The following is an 18,197-nucleotide window of genomic DNA, read 5'->3' as shown; positions in this document are numbered from 1 at the left end:
CCTAGTCCAGGTAGTCCCGCAACACCTGCGAACGGCTCGGGTGGCGCAGCTTGGACATCGTCTTGGACTCGATCTGGCGAATCCGCTCGCGGGTCACCCCGTAGACCTGCCCGATCTCGTCCAGGGTGCGCGGCTGGCCGTCGGTGAGGCCGAACCGCAGCCGCACGACGCCGGCTTCGCGCTCCGACAGGGTGTCCAGCACAGACTGCAGCTGGTCTTGCAGCAGCGTGAACGAAACCGCGTCCACGGCCACGACAGCTTCGCTGTCTTCGATGAAGTCGCCGAGCTGGCTGTCGCCCTCGTCGCCGATGGTCTGGTCCAGCGAAATCGGTTCCCGGGCGTACTGCTGGATCTCCAGCACCTTCTCCGGGGTGATGTCCATCTCCTTGGCGAGTTCCTCAGGAGTGGGTTCGCGGCCCAGGTCCTGCAGCAGCTCGCGCTGAATGCGGCCCAGCTTGTTGATCACTTCGACCATGTGCACCGGAATACGGATGGTGCGGGCCTGGTCGGCCATGGCGCGGGTGATGGCCTGGCGGATCCACCACGTCGCGTAGGTGGAGAACTTGTAGCCCTTGGTGTAGTCGAACTTCTCCACCGCGCGGATCAGACCGAGGTTGCCCTCCTGGATGAGGTCCAGGAACGCCATGCCGCGGCCGGTGTAGCGCTTGGCGAGCGAGACCACCAGACGAAGGTTGGCTTCCAGCAGGTGGTTTTTCGCGCGATCGCCGTCGCGGCAGATCCACATCATGTCGCGACGCTGGGCGGCGGGCAGCTTCTCGCCGCGATCGTTGAGCTCCATCATGAGCTGGGTCGCATAGAGGCCCGCCTCGATGCGCTTGGCCAGCTCGACCTCTTCCTCGGCGTTCAGCAGCGCCACTTTGCCGATCTGCTTGAGGTAGGCGCGCACCGAGTCGGCGGAAGCGGTGAGTTCAGCGTCCTTGCGAGCCTGGCGCAGCGCCTCGGACTCGTCTTCGTCCCAGACGAAATCTCCGGAGGCCTTGTCCTTTTCGGTCGGCTCGGCGATCTCTTCGTCGTCCTCGGCGGCGGCCTCACCGGCTGCGGCCACCGGAGCGGCCTCGCCGTCCTCGGCATCACCGTCGGCCACTTCGAGTTCGGTGTCCTCGGCGTCTACGGCGACGTCCTCTTCCAGGTCGTCGAGGCTCAGGTCCGCGGCGTCGATCTCCAGGTCTTCGCCCGGCTCGACATCGATATCGGTGTCGGTGTCCAGCTCGTCGCCGGCGTCCAGGGCGACGTCGACTCCAGCCGTGTCGTCGGCATCTTTCGGCTTTGCCGCGCCGCGCGTCGCCGGTGCCTTGGCAGCCTTGGCGCGAGTCTTCTTGGGAGCGTCACCGGCGCCCTCCGGCGCTGCCTTGGTGGCCTTGGTTGCCCGCTTTGCCGGAGCGGCCCCGTTGGCGGCCTTGGCCGCCGTTCGCTTGGCGGGAGACTTTGCGGCGGTCCGTTTCACCGGCTCATCGGTGATCGGATTAGCCTTCGTCGCTGCCACATACACCCCTTCGGTCGGACGCACTTCCGGTGGGTCTGGGCATGGTTGACCGAAAGTGTCTGCTATGTCGAATGTCGGCGTTTGATATCAGCGTGAATACTCGCGCGCTATCGGTTGGGCGGCCGCCGACGACCATTGTAACTTCACCATGGGGCTGAACTGCCCGACCAGACGAAATCAGTGCGTCACGTCGCGGGTCGATGCCATCGCCGCGCCTACGATTCCGGCCGCGTTCTCCAGCGTGGCCGGCACCACCGGCGTGCGGTTTTCCAGCAAATGCACCCACTTGTCGGCCTTGCGGCTGATCCCGCCGCCGGCGATGAACAAATCCGGCCAAATGGCGTTCTCGATGGCCACGAGCACCCTGGTGACCTGTTTGGTCCACTTCTCGTAGCTCCACCCGTTCTTTTCCTTCACCGACGACGCGGCCCGGTGTTCGGCCTCTTTGCCGCCGACCTCGAGATGACCGAATTCGGTGTTGGGGATCAGCTTGCCGTTGTGAATGACCGCCGAGCCGATCCCGGTCCCAAAGGTGAGCAGGACAACAAGCCCTTCGTGGCCTTTGCCCGCGCCGTAGCGCTCCTCGGCCAGCCCCGCGGCGTCGGCGTCGTTGAGGATGGTGACGTCCTGACCGTCGAGTTCGGCGCTGATGATGTCGCGGGCGTTGGTTCCGATCCACGACTTGTCCACGTTGGCCGCGGTCTGGACGATCCCGTGGGTGACGACGCCGGGGTAGGTCACTCCGAGGGGACCGGTCCAGCCGAATCCGTTGACGACTTCGGCGATCGTCTTGGCGACCGCCGCTGGGGTGGCGGGTTGGGGGGTCAGCAGTTTGATCCGGTCACCGATCAACTGTCCGGTGTCGAGATCGACGATGGCGCCCTTGATGCCGCTGCCGCCGACGTCGATTCCGAAACCTCGGCGCTGGCCGGCGCCTGCTGGTGCTGAGGCGGTGTCGCTTCCGGAAACGGTCATCGAAATCTCCTCGGCGAGACTGAGTTGTCCGCTCACCTTATAGCGATCTGCCGGGGTCGCCGGGTTACGCCGTTCGGGGAGTTGGCTTGCTGTGGTGCGATAGGCCGGTGACCGCGTCCGACACACAGCCCGCACGGCTGCGCCGAATCGCCGAAACGGTGGCCGCCGAGGCGGCCGCGTTCGTGCGGCGGCGGCGCACCGAGGTCTTCGGCCCGCAGAACGGATCGGCAACCGGGTCCGCGGTGCGCTCCAAAACCACCCCCACCGATCCGGTGACCGTGGTGGACACCGAAGCCGAACGGCTACTGCGGCAGCGATTGGCGCAGCTCCGCCCCGGCGACCCGATCCTGGGTGAGGAGGGTGGCGGGCCGACCGACCCGACGGCCGCCGGCTCGGTCACCTGGGTCCTCGACCCGATCGACGGCACGGTGAATTTCGTATACGGCATCCCCGCCTACGCCGTGTCGGTCGGCGCGCAGGTCGACGGGGTCTCGGTGGCCGGAGCCGTCGCCGATGTGGTTGCGGGACGGGTGTATTCGGCCGCGGCCGGGTTCGGTGCGAGCGTCACGGACGAGTCCGGCACCACTGATCTGCGGTGCACCGCGGTCGACGATTTGTCGATGGCGTTGCTGGGCACCGGATTTGGCTACGCGCCGCGGCGCCGGGTCCGCCAGGCCGCATTGGTGGCCCAAATGCTGCCGGTGGTCCGTGATGTGCGTCGAATCGGTTCGGCGGCACTGGATCTGTGCATGGTGGCCGAGGGCCGGCTGGACGCGTATTACGAGCACGGCCTGCAAGCGTGGGACTGCGCGGCGGGTGCGTTGATCGCCGCCGAGGCGGGCGCGCGGGTGGTGTTACCGAAGCCGGATGTGCGCGGCGCCGGTTTGGTGCTCGCCGCGGCGCCAGGCATCGCCGACAAGCTGCTGGACGTTCTGCGGCGATTCGGCGGTACCGATCCGATCCTGGATTGAGCCGTCAGCAGCTGGTGGAGTGGATCTTGGCCAACAGGGCGTGATCCGCAGGCTCAGTGGCACCCGGGCGCAGGGTGGCGAGCACCGCGTCGATGTCGTCGTTGTGCGCCAGGGCGCTGAACTCGGTGCCCAGGGCCAGGTCGACGGAGTCGTCACCCCGGCCGTCGTGGAACAGCTCGGTGCACGGTGCCACCAGCCACAGCGCCGCCGCGGTGGCTTGTCCGGCGGTGCCGAACCGGATCTGGCCCTGACAGTTGAGGCGGGTGCCGGCGTAGACGGGGTCGTTGGCCGACGTCGGTTGCGCAAAGCCGAGGTCCTTCAGTGCGCCGGCGGTGTCGCCCGCTTGCCCGCCGCGGCCGCTGGCGTTGAGGACCCGCACCCTGGTGTCACTGAGTTTGGCTGGTGTGACATCCAACATCTCGGAGCGGGAAACCTGCTCACCGAGCTTGGTCGGAGTCGCCGTGCCGGTCGGTTCGGGCGGGGGATTGCATACCGCGACCTCGTGGACGTCCGTCGGCCGGGTGAGTGCGACCGTCCACACCACCGCCGTCACCACGGCCAGGAAGATCACGACAATGATGGCGGGGCGGGGGTTGCGCCGCCGGAAGGGCCGACCATGCTTGTCGAAGGCGGTACCCTCGGTAATCTGTGCGACCACACATGCACTCTAATCGCACGGTATTCACACCGTTTGAGGCCAAGGACTAGGGTCAATCCACTGGTGTGACGTAAATCACAGTCGATTCACCCGCAATACGGGCACGAATCGTTTGGTGCAGGCGTTCGACGCTGGTACAAAGCGTTCCTTGGACTGACGAGGGCCTTTGATTGACGAGGGCATAGAGGGGACAGGACGGATAGACAATGCCTACCGACTATGACGCTCCGCGGCGTACCGAGACTGATGATGTCTCGGAAGATTCGCTGGAGGAGCTGAAAGCGAGACGGAACGAAGCGGCGTCGGCCGTTGTCGATGTCGACGAGTCCGAGTCCGCCGAGTCTTTTGAGCTGCCTGGCGCCGACCTCTCCGGTGAAGAGTTGTCGGTACGTGTGATTCCCAAGCAGGCCGACGAGTTCACTTGCTCGAGTTGCTTTTTGGTTCAGCACCGCAGCCGGTTGGCCAGCGAGAAGAACGGCGTGATGATCTGTACGGACTGCGCAGCCTGACGCTGCCGCAGTCAGCTTCGCAGAGCCGACAGCACCCGCTCGGGGTGGCGGCAGCTCACCAACCAGTACGGCGTCGGATCATCGGGGTCGTCGAGAACCAGCAGAACCATCGGGCCGACCCATGCGCGATGGACGACGAAGGCCGCCGGGTCGAGTTGACGGCCCAAAGCGGCCGATTTGGCGGTTCGCGCTATTTCGGCGGAGCGGGAGATCACGGTGACGGGTAAGTGTGCCTGGCCGGCCCACAGCTGGACATTCCCGTCATCGGCGGTCACCCGGATCTCGAGGCGTCCGAGCCACAGCAGCACGCCGGTCGCCAGAACGAACAGGGTTGCGAACGGTAACCAGTCGGGTAGCGACCGCAACCCCAGGTTGAACTCGTACGCGACGATCCCCGCCAGCAGGAAACCCAGGGGCCACCACCACCAGGGCACCCACAGCCGCTCGCGGTATCGCACGCTCTGCGGCGCGACGCGCGTATCCGACACGCGGTCAAGGGTAATCTGTGGCCCCGTGTCGACCAGTCTGGCGGTAGTTCGTCTCGATCCGGATCTCCCGATGCCCAGCCGTGCTCACGACGGCGATGCCGGTGTCGATCTGTTCAGCGCCGAGGACGTCGAACTGGCGCCGGGACACCGCGCGCTGGTGGGCACCGGCGTCGCGGTCGCGATCCCGTTCGGGATGGTCGGGCTGGTGCATCCGCGCTCGGGATTGGCCTCGCGGGTGGGGCTTTCGATTGTCAACAGTCCCGGCACCATCGATGCGGGCTATCGTGGCGAGATCAAAGTCGCGCTGATCAACCTCGACCCCGCCACGCCGATCGTGGTGCATCGAGGTGACCGCATCGCTCAATTGGTGGTGCAGCGGGTCGAATTGGTCGAGCTGGTCGAGGTCTCGTCGTTCGACGAGGCCGGGCTTGCCGAAACATCCCGTGGCGACGGTGGTCACGGTTCCTCCGGCGGACATGCGAGTTTGTGAGGCCGGCGACGATGCAGAGCGAAGCGATGAGGAGGAGCGGCGCATTGTCGCCGCCGGCGACGATGCAGAGCGAAGCGATGAGGAGGAGCGGCGCAATGTCGCCGCCGACGATGCAGGGCGGAGCCGATGGTGGCATTTGGTAAACGCAAAGACGATGACGACCCGAGCGCTTCGAGCGAAGAGTCCTTGACCGGCGAACCCGACGGCACGGCGGACGAGGAGATCGAGGGCCCGTTCGACATCGAGGACTTCGACGACCCCGCCGACGCCGCGGTGGCCCGGCTGGACCTTGGTTCGGTGCTGATCCCGATGCCGGCGGCGGGCCAGGTGCAGGTCGAACTCACCGAGACCGGCGTTCCCAGCGCGGTGTGGGTGGTCACGCCCAACGGCCGGTTCACCATCGCCGCCTATGCGGCACCCAAATCCGCTGGCTTGTGGCGTGAGGTGGCCAGTGAGCTCGCCGACTCGCTGCGCAAGGACTCGGCCAAGGTCTCCATCAAGGACGGCCCGTGGGGCCGCGAGGTGGTCGGCACCGCGTCGGGTGTGGTCCGCTTCATCGGGGTCGATGGCTATCGCTGGATGATCAGGTGTGTGGTCAACGGACCCCACGAGACCATCGACGCGCTGACCGAAGAAGCGCGGGAAGCGTTGGCGGACACCGTGGTTCGGCGCGGTGACACACCACTGCCGGTGCGGACGCCGCTGCCGGTTCAGCTGCCCGAACCGATGCTGCAGCAGTTGCGCGAAGCGGCCGCCGCTCAGGTCGCCGACCAAGGTGAACAGCCGGCAGATCAGCAGCCGACCAACGAGCCGGTCGCCCGGCGCGGCGCCGAGGGTTCGGCGATGCAGCAGCTGCGCAGTTCCAGCACCGGCGGCTAATCAGCCTCGGCGAGCGCCCTCAGGCAGGCAGCGCCCAGCGCGGACGCATCCGCGCCGAACTCTTCCAGCGTCACCGTGCGCAGTGCGGCACGCGGCGCCGCGCTCACCCAGTCGACCCCCACCTGAAGCGGGTGTATCGGGTCGTCGACCGCCGCGACGACGCCCAGGGGCGCCGCCAGGCGTGCCAGTTCCGTCGCGCCGGGGGCACGGTAGGCCGCCGCCTCCTCCATCGCGTCGGGCAGCTGCGGCCACTGAGCCCGCCAGGAGCGGGCCAGTTCGTCGGCGAGCCAGGGCGGGCTGGACGCCTGCATCTGCGCCGTCGTGGCTTCCAGGCCGTCGCGGCGCAACTGCGCTGCCGTGTAGCGCGCGGCGTGCGCGGCCGGGGCCGAGCTGGAATCGCCCGTCCAGGCTGGCAGGGCCGCAAGCACAGCCACCACCTGCTGCGGATGGGCCAACGCCCACGAGGTGGCCACCGCCGCCCCGATCGACACGCCACCCACTGCGATCGGCCCCTCGCGCGCCAGCTCGTCGAGGGCCGTCAGGTAGCCCTCGATCAGTTGACCGGGCTGGGGCGCGGGTGTGATCAACACCGCACCGACATCCCGCAGCGGACCCGAGAACGCCCGCTGGACGTAGTCGTCATCGGAGCCCGTCCCAGGCAGCAACACGGTTGTGACACCGCGCAAATCGACAGCCACCCCCTCATCCTGCCGGTTGCGCAAAGTCGCCTTGAGATCAGTGGTTTCATCGATGTGGCATCCGGGAACCAACAGGTCTACGGTGACCGTTGGCATGTTGGAATGCTGAAGAACTAGCAAACCTCAACGACGTCGAAGTGTCAGGAGTGGCCATGGGGGCCCAAGGGTATCTACGCCGGCTCACCCGTCGGTTGACGGAAGACCCGGAGCAACGCGACGTCGAAGAACTCTCCGATGAAGTCCTCAATACCGGCGCGCAGCGCGCCATCGATTGCCAGCGTGGCCAGGAGGTCACGATGATCGGCACGCTGCGCAGCGTCGAAACCAACGGTAAGGGCTGCTCGGGCGGCGTTCGCGCGGAATTGTTCGACGGCAGTGACACGGTCACGCTGGTCTGGCTCGGCCAGCGGCGCATTCCCGGCATCGACTCCGGCCGCATGCTGCGGGTGCGTGGGCGGCTCGGCAAGCTCGAGAACGGGACCAAAGCCATCTACAACCCGCACTATGAAATTCAGCGTTGACCGCTTCGCATTCCTGTGAGCGATAACCGCTATAACGCTGAGCGTCTGCTGGCCCAGGCCGGCGGCGTAAGTGGGCTCATCTATTCGTCGCTGCCCGTTGTGACGTTCGTCATCGCGTCCAGCGTTGCCGGGTTGCTGCCCGCCATCGTCAGCGCACTGATCACCGGGGGACTGGTATTGGTCTGGCGGCTGATTCGCCGGGACTCGGTCCAGCCGGCAGTTTCGGGATTCTTCGGCGTCGCCGTGTGTGCGCTGATCGCCTACCTGGTGGGGCAGTCCAAGGGGTACTTCCTGCTCGGAATCTGGATGTCGCTCGTATGGGCCGTCGTGTTCGCGATATCGATCCTGATCCGCCGACCGGTGGTGGGTTACCTGTGGGCCTGGGCCAGTGGTCGGGACAACAGCTGGCGCGGGGTGCCGCGCGCGCTTTATGCCTTCGACATCGCGACGCTGTCCTGGACGCTGGTGTTCCTGGCCCGTTTCGCCGTCCAGGGGCACCTCTACGAACTGGGCAAGACGGGCTGGCTCGGGGTCGCACGGATCGCCATGGGCTGGCCGCTCACGGCGCTCGCCGCGCTGGTGACCTACGGCGCCATCCGTGCCGTGCTGCGCGTCACGGCGGCGCAGGAGCGTGCCGTCGACGAGGACCCGGTGCTGGACTGACGGTTACGTCGTCGGCAGCAACAGCTTGCGCAGGTCCTCTTCTGCTTCGGTGATCGCCACGAACAGCAGCTCGTCGCCACCTTCCAGGGGCTCGTCGCCCTGAGGCACGATCACCCGCGGTCCTCGCAGAATGGTCACCAGCGAGACATCACGCGGCAACTGCAGCTTGCGCACCGGCTTGCCGCCCCACGGTGTGTCGTCGGGCAGGGTGATCTCGACAAGGTTGGCCTGACCCTTGCGGAACTCCATCAGCCGCACCAGGTCCCCGACCGCGACGGCCTCCTCGATCAACGAAGCCAGCATCCGCGGCGTCGAAACCGCCACGTCGACGCCCCACGCATCAGTGAACAACCATTCGTTGCGTGGGTCGTTGACCCGCGCCACCACCCGCGGCACCGCAAACTCGGTTTTGGCCAGCAGGCTGAGCACCACGTTGACCTTGTCGTCACCGGTGGCGGCGACGACGACGTCGAAATCCTCCAGGTGCATCGACTCCAGCAGGCTCAGCTCGCAGGCGTCACCCAGCAGCCAGTGGGCGGCCGGAATGGCGTCGGTGTCCAGGTGGTCGGCGTTGCGCTCGATCAACGTCACGTCGTGGTTGTTCGCCACGAGTTCCCGCGTGACCGAGCGGCCGACCGCGCCGGCGCCGGCTACCGCTACCTTCATCTGCGCCACTCCTCAACCCCGGCTGCGCCGGCGTCTTCGTCGTTGCCGCGCTTCATCTGCGCCACTCCTCAACCCCGGCTGCGCCGGCGTCTTCGTCGTTGCCGCGCTTCATCTGCGCCACTCCTCAACCCCGGCTGCGCCGGCGTCTTCGTCGTTGCCGCGCTTCATCTGCGCCACTCCTCAACCCCGGCTGCGCCGGCGTCTTCGTCGTTGCCGCGCTTCATCTGCGCCACTCCTCAACCCCGGCTGCGCCGGCGTCTTCGTCGTTGCCGCGCTTCATCTGCGCCACTCCTCAACCCCGGCTGCGCCGGCGTCTTCGTCGTTGCCGCGCTTCATCTGCGCCACTCCTCAACCCCGGCTGCGCCGGCGTCTTCGTCGTTGCCGCGCTTCATCTCTGGCCCCCGGCGTCCTTGATTCGCGTCACTTGTCCATGTCCTCGCTCGGCGGCAGCGCCGCGATGGCCACGGCTTCGGCGGCGCGACCAGAGATGGCGGCTACATACACCTGGTCACCGGCCTGCAGCACCGTCTTCGGTTCCGGCAGCACGCCCGTGCCGAAGCGGATCAGGAACGCCACCCGCGCGCCGGTGGCTCGCTCGAGGTCGGTGGCGCGGTGCCCGACCCAGTCTTCGTGCAGGACCACCTGGGCGACGGCGACGGTGCCGGTGGGATCCCGCCACTTGGCCGTCTCGGTCTCCTGCGTGAGGGCGTTCAGCAGGCGATCGGTGGTCCACGGCACCGTGGCGATCGTCGGGATGCCGAGGCGTTCGTAGACCTCGGCGCGTTTCGCGTCGTAGATCCGGGCGACCACCCGGCGCACGCCGAAGGTTTCCCGCGCCAGCCGCGCCGAGATGATGTTCGAGTTGTCGCCCGAGGACACCGCGGCGAACGCGTCGGCCCCTTCGATGCCCGCCTTGAGCAGCACGTCGCGGTCGAAGCCCTGGCCTAGCACCCGGTCGCCGTCGAATTCCGGGCTGAGCCTGTTGAAGGCAGCGCTGTCGCGGTCGATCACCGCGACGTCGTGGCCGATCCGCGACAGACCGTCTGCCACCGACGACCCGACCCGGCCGCACCCCATCACAACCACCCGCACTTATTGGTCCTTTCGCGACGTTGGTGAGCCGATTTCGGTCGTGAAAATTCTTGTGTGGGGAACGCTACCGCCAAACCCACGTGGGCTTACTCTTGGCTCTCGTGTCCAAACTTTCAACCGCTGCGCGCCGATTGCTCATTGGCCGGCCGTTTCGCAGCGACCGGTTGAGCCACACGCTGCTGCCCAAGCGGATTGCTCTGCCGGTGTTCGCCTCCGACGCGCTCTCGTCGGTGGCATATGCACCCGAGGAAATCTTCCTGATGCTGTCGGTGGGCGGTCTGGCGGCGTACACGCTGGCGCCGTGGATCGGCCTGGCGGTAGCCGCGGTCATGTTGGTGGTGGTGGCCAGCTACCGGCAGAACGTGCACGCGTACCCTTCCGGTGGCGGCGACTACGAGGTGGTGACCACCAACCTCGGCGCCAACGCCGGCTTGACGGTGGCCAGCGCGTTGATGGTGGATTACGTTCTGACCGTTGCGGTTTCGACCGCCTCGGCGATGTCGAACATCGGCTCGGCGGTGCCGTTCGTGGCCCACCACAAGGTGTGGTTCTGTGTCGCCGCCATCTTGTTGGTCACGGCCCTGAACTTGCGTGGGGTCCGAGAATCGGGTCTGGCGTTCGCGATCCCGACCTACGCGTTCATCATCGGCGTCGCGGGCATGCTCGGCTGGGGACTGTTCCGGATTTTCGTGCTGGGCAACCCGCTGCAGGCCGAGTCGGCCAAGTACCACATGCATTCCGAGCACGGCAAGATCGTCGGTTTCGCGTTGGTGTTTCTGATGGCCCGCGCCTTCTCGTCCGGTTGTGCGGCACTTACCGGTGTGGAGGCCATCAGCAACGGTGTGCCGGCCTTCGAGAAGCCCAAGTCCAAGAACGCGGCCACCACGCTGCTGATGCTGGGCGCGATCGCGGTGACCCTGTTGATGGGCATCATCGTGCTGGCCAAGAAGACCGGGGTCCAGCTGGTCAGCGACCCCGCCCAATTGCCAGGCGCCCCACTCCAAAAGACGTTGGTGACGCAGTTGGCCCAGGTGGTGTTCGGCAACTTCCACATCGGGTTCGTGTTGATCACCGCCGTCACCGCGTTGATCCTGGTGCTGGCCGCCAACACCGCCTTCAACGGCTTCCCGGTGCTGGGCTCGGTACTGGCCCAGCACAGTTACCTGCCGCGTCAGTTGCACACCCGCGGCGACCGGCTGGCCTTCTCCAACGGAATAGGGTTCCTGTCGTTCTCGGCCCTGCTGGCTATCGTCGCGTTCCGCGCCGAGTTGAGCGCCCTCATCCAGCTATACATCGTCGGAGTGTTCATTTCGTTCACGCTGAGCCAGATCGGCATGGTGCGGCACTGGACACGGCTGTTGCGCACCGAAACAGATCCGGCCGCGCGGCGGCGCATGGTCCGGTCCCGGGTCGTCAACACCATCGGGTTCATCGCCACCGGCGCGGTTCTGCTGGTGGTGATGATCACCAAATTCCTGGCCGGTGCGTGGATCGCCGTGGTCACCATGGCGCTGCTGTTCGGGTTGATGAAGCTGATCCGCCGCCACTACGACGGCGTCAGCCGAGAACTTGCCGAGCAAGCCGCCGAGCACGGTGACGAAATCGTATTGCCCAGCCGCAATCACGCCGTGGTGCTCGTGTCCAAGCTGCATCTGCCGACACTGCGCGCGCTGGCCTACGCGCGAGCCACCCGGCCCGACGTGCTCGAAGCGGTCACCGTCAGTGTCGACGAAGGCGAAACCCGTGACCTGCAACACCAGTGGGAGGAGAGCGATATCAGCGTCCCGCTGAAGGTGATCGCCTCCCCCTACCGCGAGATCACCCGCCCCATACTCGATTACGTCAAACGGGTCAGCAAGGAATCGCCGCGCACCGTGGTGACGGTGTTCATCCCGGAGTATGTAGTGGGTCGTTGGTGGGAACAGTTGCTGCACAACCAGAGTGCGCTGCGACTCAAAGGCCGGTTGCTGTTCATGCCCGGTGTGATGGTGACTTCCGTTCCGTGGCAGTTGACTTCGTCGGAGCGGATCAAGGCCCTGCAGCCGCACGCCGCGCCGGGCGACGCCCGCCGGGGTATCTTCGATTGATCGACGAAACCCCCAGCGGGGAGCTCACTCTGGTGACCGGGGCGCCCGCCAACGGCGGCAGCTGCGTCGCGCACCACGAAGGACGGGTGGTGTTCGTCCGCTACGCATTGCCAGGGGAACGGGTCCGGGTGCGGGTGACCGCGGACCGCGGTTCGTATTGGCACGCAGAGGCAGTCGAGGTGATCGAACCATCGGCCGATCGGACGGAGTCGCTGTGTCCGATCGCCGGCGTACACGGTGCCGGGTGCTGCGACCTGGCGTTCGTGAACCCCGACGCGGCGCGCTCGATCAAAGCTCAGGTGGTGGCCAATCAGCTGGAACGGCTCGGCGGCCACAGTTGGTCAGGTGTGGCCGAACCGATTTCGGACACCGGGCCGACCGGGTGGCGCACCCGGGTCCGGCTCGAGGTGGGTGCGGACGGTTGCCCCGGGTTCCACCGCTACCACAGCGACGAGTTGGTGACCGATCTGCGCTGCGGGCAGTTGCCCGACGGCATGCTGGACGGATTGGACGAAGTGCCGTCGCCGCCGGGCGCTCACCTGCATGCGGTGCTCGATGACGACGGGCGGCGCCACGTGGTGCGCACGGTTCGCACGGGCAAGCGCACCACGGCCAAGGTGACCGAGGGTGACTACCACGCGGTGCAGCGCGTGGGTGGGCGCAGTTGGCGGCTGCCGGTGACGGCGTTCTGGCAGTCCCACCGCGACGCGGCCCGGGTGTACAGCGAGCTGGTCGCGGACTGGGCGCAGCCGGCTTCGGGCGGCACGGCCTGGGATCTGTACGGCGGTGCCGGAATTTTCGCCGCGACGCTAGCGGCCGGGGTGGGGGCGTCGGGGCGGGTGCTCAGCGTGGACACGTCGCGGGCAGCCTCGGGTGCGGCCCGGGCCGCTTTGGCCGATCTGCCCCAGGTCGATGTCGTCACCGATTCGGTGCGACGGGTGCTGGCGGCCCAAGAGGACAGCGCCGACGTCGCGGTGCTCGACCCACCACGCTCGGGCGCCGGCCGGGAGATCATCGATATGCTGGCCGCCGCGGGTGTGCCGCGGATAGTCCATATCGGTTGTGAAGCAGCGTCTTTCGCTCGCGACGTGGGCCTGTACCGCGGTCACGGCTACGGCGTGGACCAGATCAGAGTGTTCGACGCCTTCCCTTTGACCCATCATGTGGAATGCGTGGCCCTGCTGACCCGCTAGACTCCGTCGCGGTGTGCCGGGAAGTCTGGTCGGCGATCCTATTGTCGACCGATCGAAAGCAATCGTGAACGATTCCGCCCATTACGCGGCTATTGTGCTGTTCGCCAGTGCGCTGGGCTTGATTGCCGTGCTGGCCAACCGCCTCACCGAACGGGTGAAGGTTCCGGTGGCCCTGCTGGTGCTTGTCGGGGCGGCCGTCACCGTACACGTTGTGCCCGCAGTGCAGGCGCCCACCGAGCGGACCGTGGAGCGGGTGCTGACCATCGCGCTGGTGTTCGTACTTTTCGACGGCGGAATGCACATCGGGCTGCGGCGTTTCAAGGAAGCGGCGGGCCCCATTCTGTCGCTCGGTGTCCTGGGCACCGCACTCACCGTCGTTGGCGCGGCGCTGATGCTGCACTACTCGTTCGGAATCAACTGGTACGCAGCCGTTCTGGTGGCCACCGCGGTGGCCCCCACCGATCCGGCGGTCGTCTTCGCGGTGCTGGGCAAGCGCGAGATCGCTGGTCGCAGCGGCACCATCCTGGAAGGCGAGTCCGGCGCCAACGACCCGGTCGGCATTTCATTGATGGCCAGCTTGGTTGCCGCCGGCGGCCTCAGCGCAGCCGGTTTCGCGGATGTGGGAACCGCATTTCTGTTGCAGATGGCGATCGGAGTGGGCGTCGGAGTGATCGGCGGCCGTGCCCTGCTGGCATTCATGCGTCGCGTCGCCCTGCCCAGCGAAGGGCTTTACCCGCTGCGAACGCTGGCCTGCAGCGTCATGCTGTACGGCATCGCGACGCTTGCGCACGGTTCAGGATTTCTGGCGGTGTTCGTGGCCGGCATTCTGATCGGCGACGCTCGCGCCCCGTACAAGCCGGAGATCAAGCGCTTCCATGCCGCCCTGGCCGGCCTGGCCGAGATCGTCGCCTTCGCCGTGCTCGGGTTGACGGTCGACCTGCGCATGCTCACCCATCCCGACGTGTGGATCCCCGGGCTCGTCCTCGGCCTTGCTTTGACGGTGGTGATCCGTCCGCTGGCGGTCGGCGCCTGCCTGATCCCGGTGGAGCTGCGGCGCAATGAACGGTTCTTCATTCTGGCCGCCGGCCTCAAGGGCGCGGTGCCGATTCTGTTGGGGGAGTTCCTGCGGGCCGCGCACATCGCCGACGCGGAACGGCTGTACGGCATCGTGGTGGTGGTCGTCGCATTCTCAGTGTTGGTGCAGGGTAGTTCGGTACCGGGTATCGCTCGGCTGCTGCGCCTGCCGATGCGCACGGTGGAGACCCAGCCATGGGAGGTCAGCGTCCGGCTTCAGGACGAGCCGCACGGCGTGCATCGGTTCCACGTCGCCGCCGAGTCGCCCGCCGAGGGATGCACGATCGAGGCGCTGGGCGAGGATGTCGGCGACATCTGGGTCAGCATGGTGGTCCGGGACTCCAGCCTGGTGCCGGTGCGGGGTGACACCGCACTGCGGGCCGGCGACGAGGTCGTCGTGCTGGCGGATCCCGAACTGCACGACTCGCTCGCGGAACTGTTCGGCGTCGCGTAGCGGTGCGCTGTCGCCGGTGCTGCGTAGACTGGCGAGATGCTGGAACAGATCCGCGGGCCCGCCGATCTGCAGCACCTTTCCCAACAGCAGCTACGCGACCTGGCGCAGGAGATTCGCGAGTTCCTGATCCACAAGGTGGCTGCAACGGGCGGGCACCTGGGGCCCAATCTCGGCGTCGTCGAGTTGACGTTGGCATTGCACCGGGTTTTCGATTCGCCGCACGATCCGATCATCTTCGACACCGGTCACCAGGCCTACGTGCACAAGATGCTCACCGGACGCGCGCACGACTTCGAGAGCCTGCGCAAGAAAGGCGGTCTGTCGGGCTATCCGTCCCGCGCGGAAAGCGAGCATGACTGGGTCGAGTCCAGCCACGCCAGCGCCGCACTGTCCTACGCCGACGGGCTGGCCAAGGCGTTCGAGCTGAGCGGGCACCGCAACCGGCACGTGGTCGCGGTGGTCGGTGACGGCGCGCTCACCGGGGGCATGTGCTGGGAGGCGCTCAACAACATCGCCGCCTCCAATCGGCCCGTGATCATCGTTGTCAACGACAACGGACGCAGCTACGCGCCGACGATCGGCGGCGTGGCGGACCACCTTGCCACCCTGCGCTTACAACCGGCTTACGAGCAGTTCCTCGAACGGGGCCGCAACGCCATGCGGTCGGTGCCGATGGTCGGCGAGGTCGCCTACCACCTCCTGCACAGCGTCAAGGCAGGGATCAAGGACTCGCTGTCCCCGCAGTTGCTGTTCACCGACCTCGGACTCAAGTACGTCGGCCCGGTCGACGGGCACGACGAGCGGGCGGTCGAGGTTGCCTTGCGCAGCGCCCGCGGCTTCGGCGCACCGGTGATCGTGCACGTCGCCACCCGCAAGGGAATGGGCTACGGCCCGGCCGAGGCGGACGAGGCCGAGCAGATGCACTCGACGGTGCCGATCGACCCCCGGACCGGGCTGGCCACCAAGGTGGCCGGACCGGGCTGGACGGCGACGTTCGCCGACGCGTTGATCGCCCACGGTCGCCGTCGTCGCGACATCGTGGCGATCACCGCCGCGATGCCCGGGCCCACCGGGTTGTCGGCGTTCGGGGAGGCGTTCCCGGACCGATTGTTCGATGTCGGCATCGCCGAGCAGCATGCGATGACGTCGGCGGCCGGACTGGCGATGGGCGGGATGCACCCGGTGGTCGCGATTTACTCGACGTTCCTCAACCGGGCCTTCGACCAGATCATGATGGACGTGGCGTTGCACAAGCTGCCCGTCACCATGGTGCTCGACCGCGCCGGCATCACCGGCAACGATGGCGCCAGCCACAACGGCATGTGGGACCTGTCGATCCTGGGCATCGTGCCGGGAATGCGGGTGGCCGCGCCTCGCGACGCCGCCCGGTTGCGGGAGGAACTCGCCGAGGCGCTCGAGGTCGACGACGGCCCGACGGCCATTCGTTTCCCCAAAGGCGATGTGGGCGAAGACATCCCAGCTATCGAACGACGCGGCGCGGGCACCTCGGGTATCGACGTGCTCGCGGTGCCGGGCAACGGCCTGAGCAAGGATGTCCTCTTGGTGGCGGTGGGTGCGTTCGCGTCGATGGCGCTGGGGGTGGCCAAACGGCTGCACAACCAGGGCATCGGCGTGACCGTGATCGACCCGCGGTGGGTGCTGCCGGTGCCCGACGGGGTACGGGACCTGGCGCAGCAGCACAAGCTGGTGGTGACGCTGGAGGACAACGGCATGTCCGGCGGGGTGGGTTCGGCGGTGTCGGCGGCGCTGCGCGGCGCCGAGATCGACATCCCGTGCCGTGACGTGGGTCTGCCGCAGAACTTCTATGAACACGCCTCCCGGGGCGAGGTGCTGGCCGACCTCGGGCTCACCGACCAGGATGTGGCCCGCCGCATCACGGGATGGGTTGCGGCGCTGAACAGTTCGGCGGTGGAACCGACCGAGATCAGCGAGCGCCTCGACTAGCGCCCAGTGGAATCGTCACCGGTCTGAGCGGCCCGTAGCACCGCCGCCGCCAGGGCGGGCACTACCAGTTCGCGCTGCCACGGCCGCGCCTGCCCGGCGCGCAGGAATCCCTCGATGACGGTGGCCGGGCCGGCCGTTCCGGCACTCAATTCCTCCCAATCCCAACACAATCGACGAACCAGGTCGGGTGCGACCAGGTTCTCCGTCGGGATCTTCACCTGTTCGGACAGCCCGCTGAGCGCCGCCCGGACGGCTTCCAGTCGCGCGGCGGCCTCCGGTTTGCGCCTGCTCCAGCGCGCCGGTGGGGGTGGTCCGTTTGGCACGTCCACGACCTGCGGCAGATCCTGGTTCTGCCGGGCGGCCTCGAGCGCCGACAGCCACATCGGCGCGCTGCGACGCTGGTGGCGCCCGCCGAATACCGGCAGCTTCACCAGGTCGTCGACCGACTTCGGGTCGGTGAGCGCGGCCTCGATGATCGCTGAGTCCGGCAGGATCCGGCGCGGCGCGATGTCACGGCGCTGGGCGATCCGGTCGCGCATCATCCAGAGTTCACGGACGGCGGCCAGACCGCGACGGTCGTGCACACGGTGAATGCCTGATGTTCGCCGCCACCGGTCGCGCCGCCCGAGAGCACTGGCCGAACGTTCTTCGTATAACCGCAGGTGTTCGAATTCCTGTGCGGCCCAATCTGTTTTGCCTTGCTGCGCGAGAATCTCGGCCTCCGCTGCCCGCAATTCGAGCAGCAGCTCGACGTCCAGGGCGGCGTAGTTCAGCCAGGCCGGCGGCAGCGGGCGCTTGGACCAGTCGGCCGCGCCGTGGCCCTTGGCCAGCCGCTGGCCCAGCAACCGCTCGACCATGGCCGCCAGGTTCACTCGGTCGAATCCGGCCAGCCGCCCAGCCAGCTCGGTGTCATACAGCGCCGGCGGCCGCATGCCGACCTCCGCCAGGCAGGGTAGGTCCTGGTCCGCGGAGTGCAGAATCCATTCGTCCTGGCCAAGTACCTCGGCGACCGGCCGCAGCACCGTCAGCGGGTCACCGCCGTGGCTGACCGGGTCGATGAGCACGGTGCCGGCACCGGAGCGCCGGATCTGGATCAGGTAGGCCCGGTTGGAGTAGCGGAAACCCGAGGCTCGTTCGGCGTCCACGGCGAACGGACCACGACCGCGATCGAGTTGCTCTGCGGCTGAGGCGATTTGGTCAACCGTGACGGCGAGTTCCGGCATGCCGTCGGCCGGGTGTGCGAGCAGCGGAGCCTCGGGGTCCGTGCTGCCCGGCGGATCTGTCTCCTCAGGAGACGGGTCGGGGCACAT

At 67.3% G+C, this 18,197-nt stretch carries 18 protein-coding genes; 10 read left to right on the top strand and 8 right to left on the bottom strand.

The features are described 5' to 3' along the window. Window position 1: 1 nt before the first annotated feature. Window positions 2-1,504 carry an RNA polymerase sigma factor gene (locus A5645_RS16065; protein WP_065037581.1) on the bottom strand — a complete coding sequence of 501 codons (1,503 nt, stop codon included), beginning with the start codon at window positions 1,502-1,504 and terminating at the stop codon, window positions 2-4. 177 nt (window positions 1,505-1,681) lie between these two features. Then, window positions 1,682-2,479 (bottom strand): polyphosphate--glucose phosphotransferase, encoded by a 798-nt coding sequence (gene ppgK / locus A5645_RS16060; protein WP_155768037.1) that lies wholly within the window; start codon window positions 2,477-2,479, stop codon window positions 1,682-1,684. A 107-nt stretch (window positions 2,480-2,586) separates the two neighbouring features. On the opposite strand from ppgK, the gene A5645_RS16055 reads away from it, so the two are divergent. Continuing rightward, window positions 2,587-3,450 (top strand): inositol monophosphatase family protein, encoded by an 864-nt coding sequence (locus A5645_RS16055; protein WP_065037533.1) that lies wholly within the window; start codon window positions 2,587-2,589, stop codon window positions 3,448-3,450. 4 nt (window positions 3,451-3,454) lie between these two features. Here A5645_RS16055 and cei read toward each other — a convergent pair whose 3' ends face one another. Next, the gene (gene cei, locus A5645_RS16050) at window positions 3,455-4,108 is read right to left on the bottom strand and encodes an envelope integrity protein Cei (RefSeq protein WP_065130218.1); all 654 of its coding nucleotides are present in this window, start codon (window positions 4,106-4,108) and stop codon (window positions 3,455-3,457) included. A 206-nt stretch (window positions 4,109-4,314) separates the two neighbouring features. On the opposite strand from cei, the gene A5645_RS16045 reads away from it, so the two are divergent. Further along, a complete protein-coding gene (locus tag A5645_RS16045) occupies window positions 4,315-4,617 on the top strand; it encodes a DUF4193 domain-containing protein (protein ID WP_003919098.1) in 303 nt (100 codons plus the stop codon). Between the two features lie 11 nt (window positions 4,618-4,628). Here A5645_RS16045 and A5645_RS16040 read toward each other — a convergent pair whose 3' ends face one another. Further along, window positions 4,629-5,105 carry a DUF3093 domain-containing protein gene (locus A5645_RS16040; RefSeq protein ID WP_065037531.1) on the bottom strand — a complete coding sequence of 159 codons (477 nt, stop codon included), beginning with the start codon at window positions 5,103-5,105 and terminating at the stop codon, window positions 4,629-4,631. 25 nt (window positions 5,106-5,130) lie between these two features. On the opposite strand from A5645_RS16040, the gene dut reads away from it, so the two are divergent. Both dut and A5645_RS16030 read left to right on the top strand, forming a co-directional pair. Further along, entirely contained in the window at window positions 5,131-5,595 is a 465-nt protein-coding gene (gene dut, locus A5645_RS16035) for a dUTP diphosphatase (protein ID WP_065037530.1), read from the top strand. 126 nt (window positions 5,596-5,721) lie between these two features. Further along, window positions 5,722-6,474 (top strand): DUF3710 domain-containing protein, encoded by a 753-nt coding sequence (locus A5645_RS16030; protein ID WP_065130217.1) that lies wholly within the window; start codon window positions 5,722-5,724, stop codon window positions 6,472-6,474. Here the strand turns inward: A5645_RS16030 and A5645_RS16025 are convergent. Then, on the bottom strand, window positions 6,471-7,172 hold the full coding sequence (locus A5645_RS16025) for an alpha/beta hydrolase (protein ID WP_065130266.1): 702 nt from the start codon (window positions 7,170-7,172) through the stop codon (window positions 6,471-6,473). The two genes, A5645_RS16030 and A5645_RS16025, sit on opposite strands and share 4 nt — an antisense overlap. A gap of 152 nt (window positions 7,173-7,324) precedes the next feature. On the opposite strand from A5645_RS16025, the gene A5645_RS16020 reads away from it, so the two are divergent. Both A5645_RS16020 and A5645_RS16015 read left to right on the top strand, forming a co-directional pair. Next, complete coding sequence (locus A5645_RS16020; RefSeq protein WP_036354998.1) at window positions 7,325-7,693, top strand: OB-fold nucleic acid binding domain-containing protein; 369 nt, start codon at window positions 7,325-7,327, stop codon at window positions 7,691-7,693. A 15-nt stretch (window positions 7,694-7,708) separates the two neighbouring features. After that, the gene (locus A5645_RS16015; RefSeq protein WP_065037528.1) at window positions 7,709-8,356 is read left to right on the top strand and encodes a DUF3159 domain-containing protein; all 648 of its coding nucleotides are present in this window, start codon (window positions 7,709-7,711) and stop codon (window positions 8,354-8,356) included. 3 nt (window positions 8,357-8,359) lie between these two features. Here A5645_RS16015 and A5645_RS16010 read toward each other — a convergent pair whose 3' ends face one another. Further along, complete coding sequence (locus A5645_RS16010; protein ID WP_036356972.1) at window positions 8,360-9,022, bottom strand: potassium channel family protein; 663 nt, start codon at window positions 9,020-9,022, stop codon at window positions 8,360-8,362. A gap of 420 nt (window positions 9,023-9,442) precedes the next feature. Next, complete coding sequence (locus tag A5645_RS16005) at window positions 9,443-10,114, bottom strand: potassium channel family protein (protein WP_155768035.1); 672 nt, start codon at window positions 10,112-10,114, stop codon at window positions 9,443-9,445. Window positions 10,115-10,215: 101 nt separating this feature from the next. On the opposite strand from A5645_RS16005, the gene A5645_RS16000 reads away from it, so the two are divergent. The 4 genes from A5645_RS16000 to dxs all read left to right on the top strand — a co-directional run bounded on the left by A5645_RS16000 (window position 10,216) and on the right by dxs (window position 16,887). Further along, on the top strand, window positions 10,216-12,201 hold the full coding sequence (locus tag A5645_RS16000) for an APC family permease (protein WP_065037527.1): 1,986 nt from the start codon (window positions 10,216-10,218) through the stop codon (window positions 12,199-12,201). Continuing rightward, complete coding sequence (locus A5645_RS15995; RefSeq protein WP_436405502.1) at window positions 12,198-13,394, top strand: class I SAM-dependent RNA methyltransferase; 1,197 nt, start codon at window positions 12,198-12,200, stop codon at window positions 13,392-13,394. Before A5645_RS16000 ends, A5645_RS15995 begins: the two co-directional genes overlap by 4 nt. Before the next feature lie 64 nt (window positions 13,395-13,458). After that, window positions 13,459-14,922, top strand: coding sequence for a cation:proton antiporter domain-containing protein (locus tag A5645_RS15990; protein ID WP_065130216.1), 1,464 nt, complete (start codon window positions 13,459-13,461; stop codon window positions 14,920-14,922). 36 nt (window positions 14,923-14,958) lie between these two features. Beyond that, the gene (gene dxs / locus A5645_RS15985) at window positions 14,959-16,887 is read left to right on the top strand and encodes a 1-deoxy-D-xylulose-5-phosphate synthase (protein WP_065038204.1); all 1,929 of its coding nucleotides are present in this window, start codon (window positions 14,959-14,961) and stop codon (window positions 16,885-16,887) included. Here the strand turns inward: dxs and A5645_RS15980 are convergent. Next, window positions 16,884-18,197, bottom strand: a complete 1,314-nt coding sequence (locus tag A5645_RS15980; protein ID WP_065130215.1) for an HRDC domain-containing protein — start codon at window positions 18,195-18,197, stop codon at window positions 16,884-16,886. The two genes, dxs and A5645_RS15980, sit on opposite strands and share 4 nt — an antisense overlap.

It is taken from the genome of Mycobacterium asiaticum (genome assembly GCF_001673635.1).
GTDB lineage: Bacteria > Actinomycetota > Actinomycetes > Mycobacteriales > Mycobacteriaceae > Mycobacterium > Mycobacterium asiaticum_C.
This window is presented reverse-complemented; position numbering and strand designations above follow the sequence as displayed.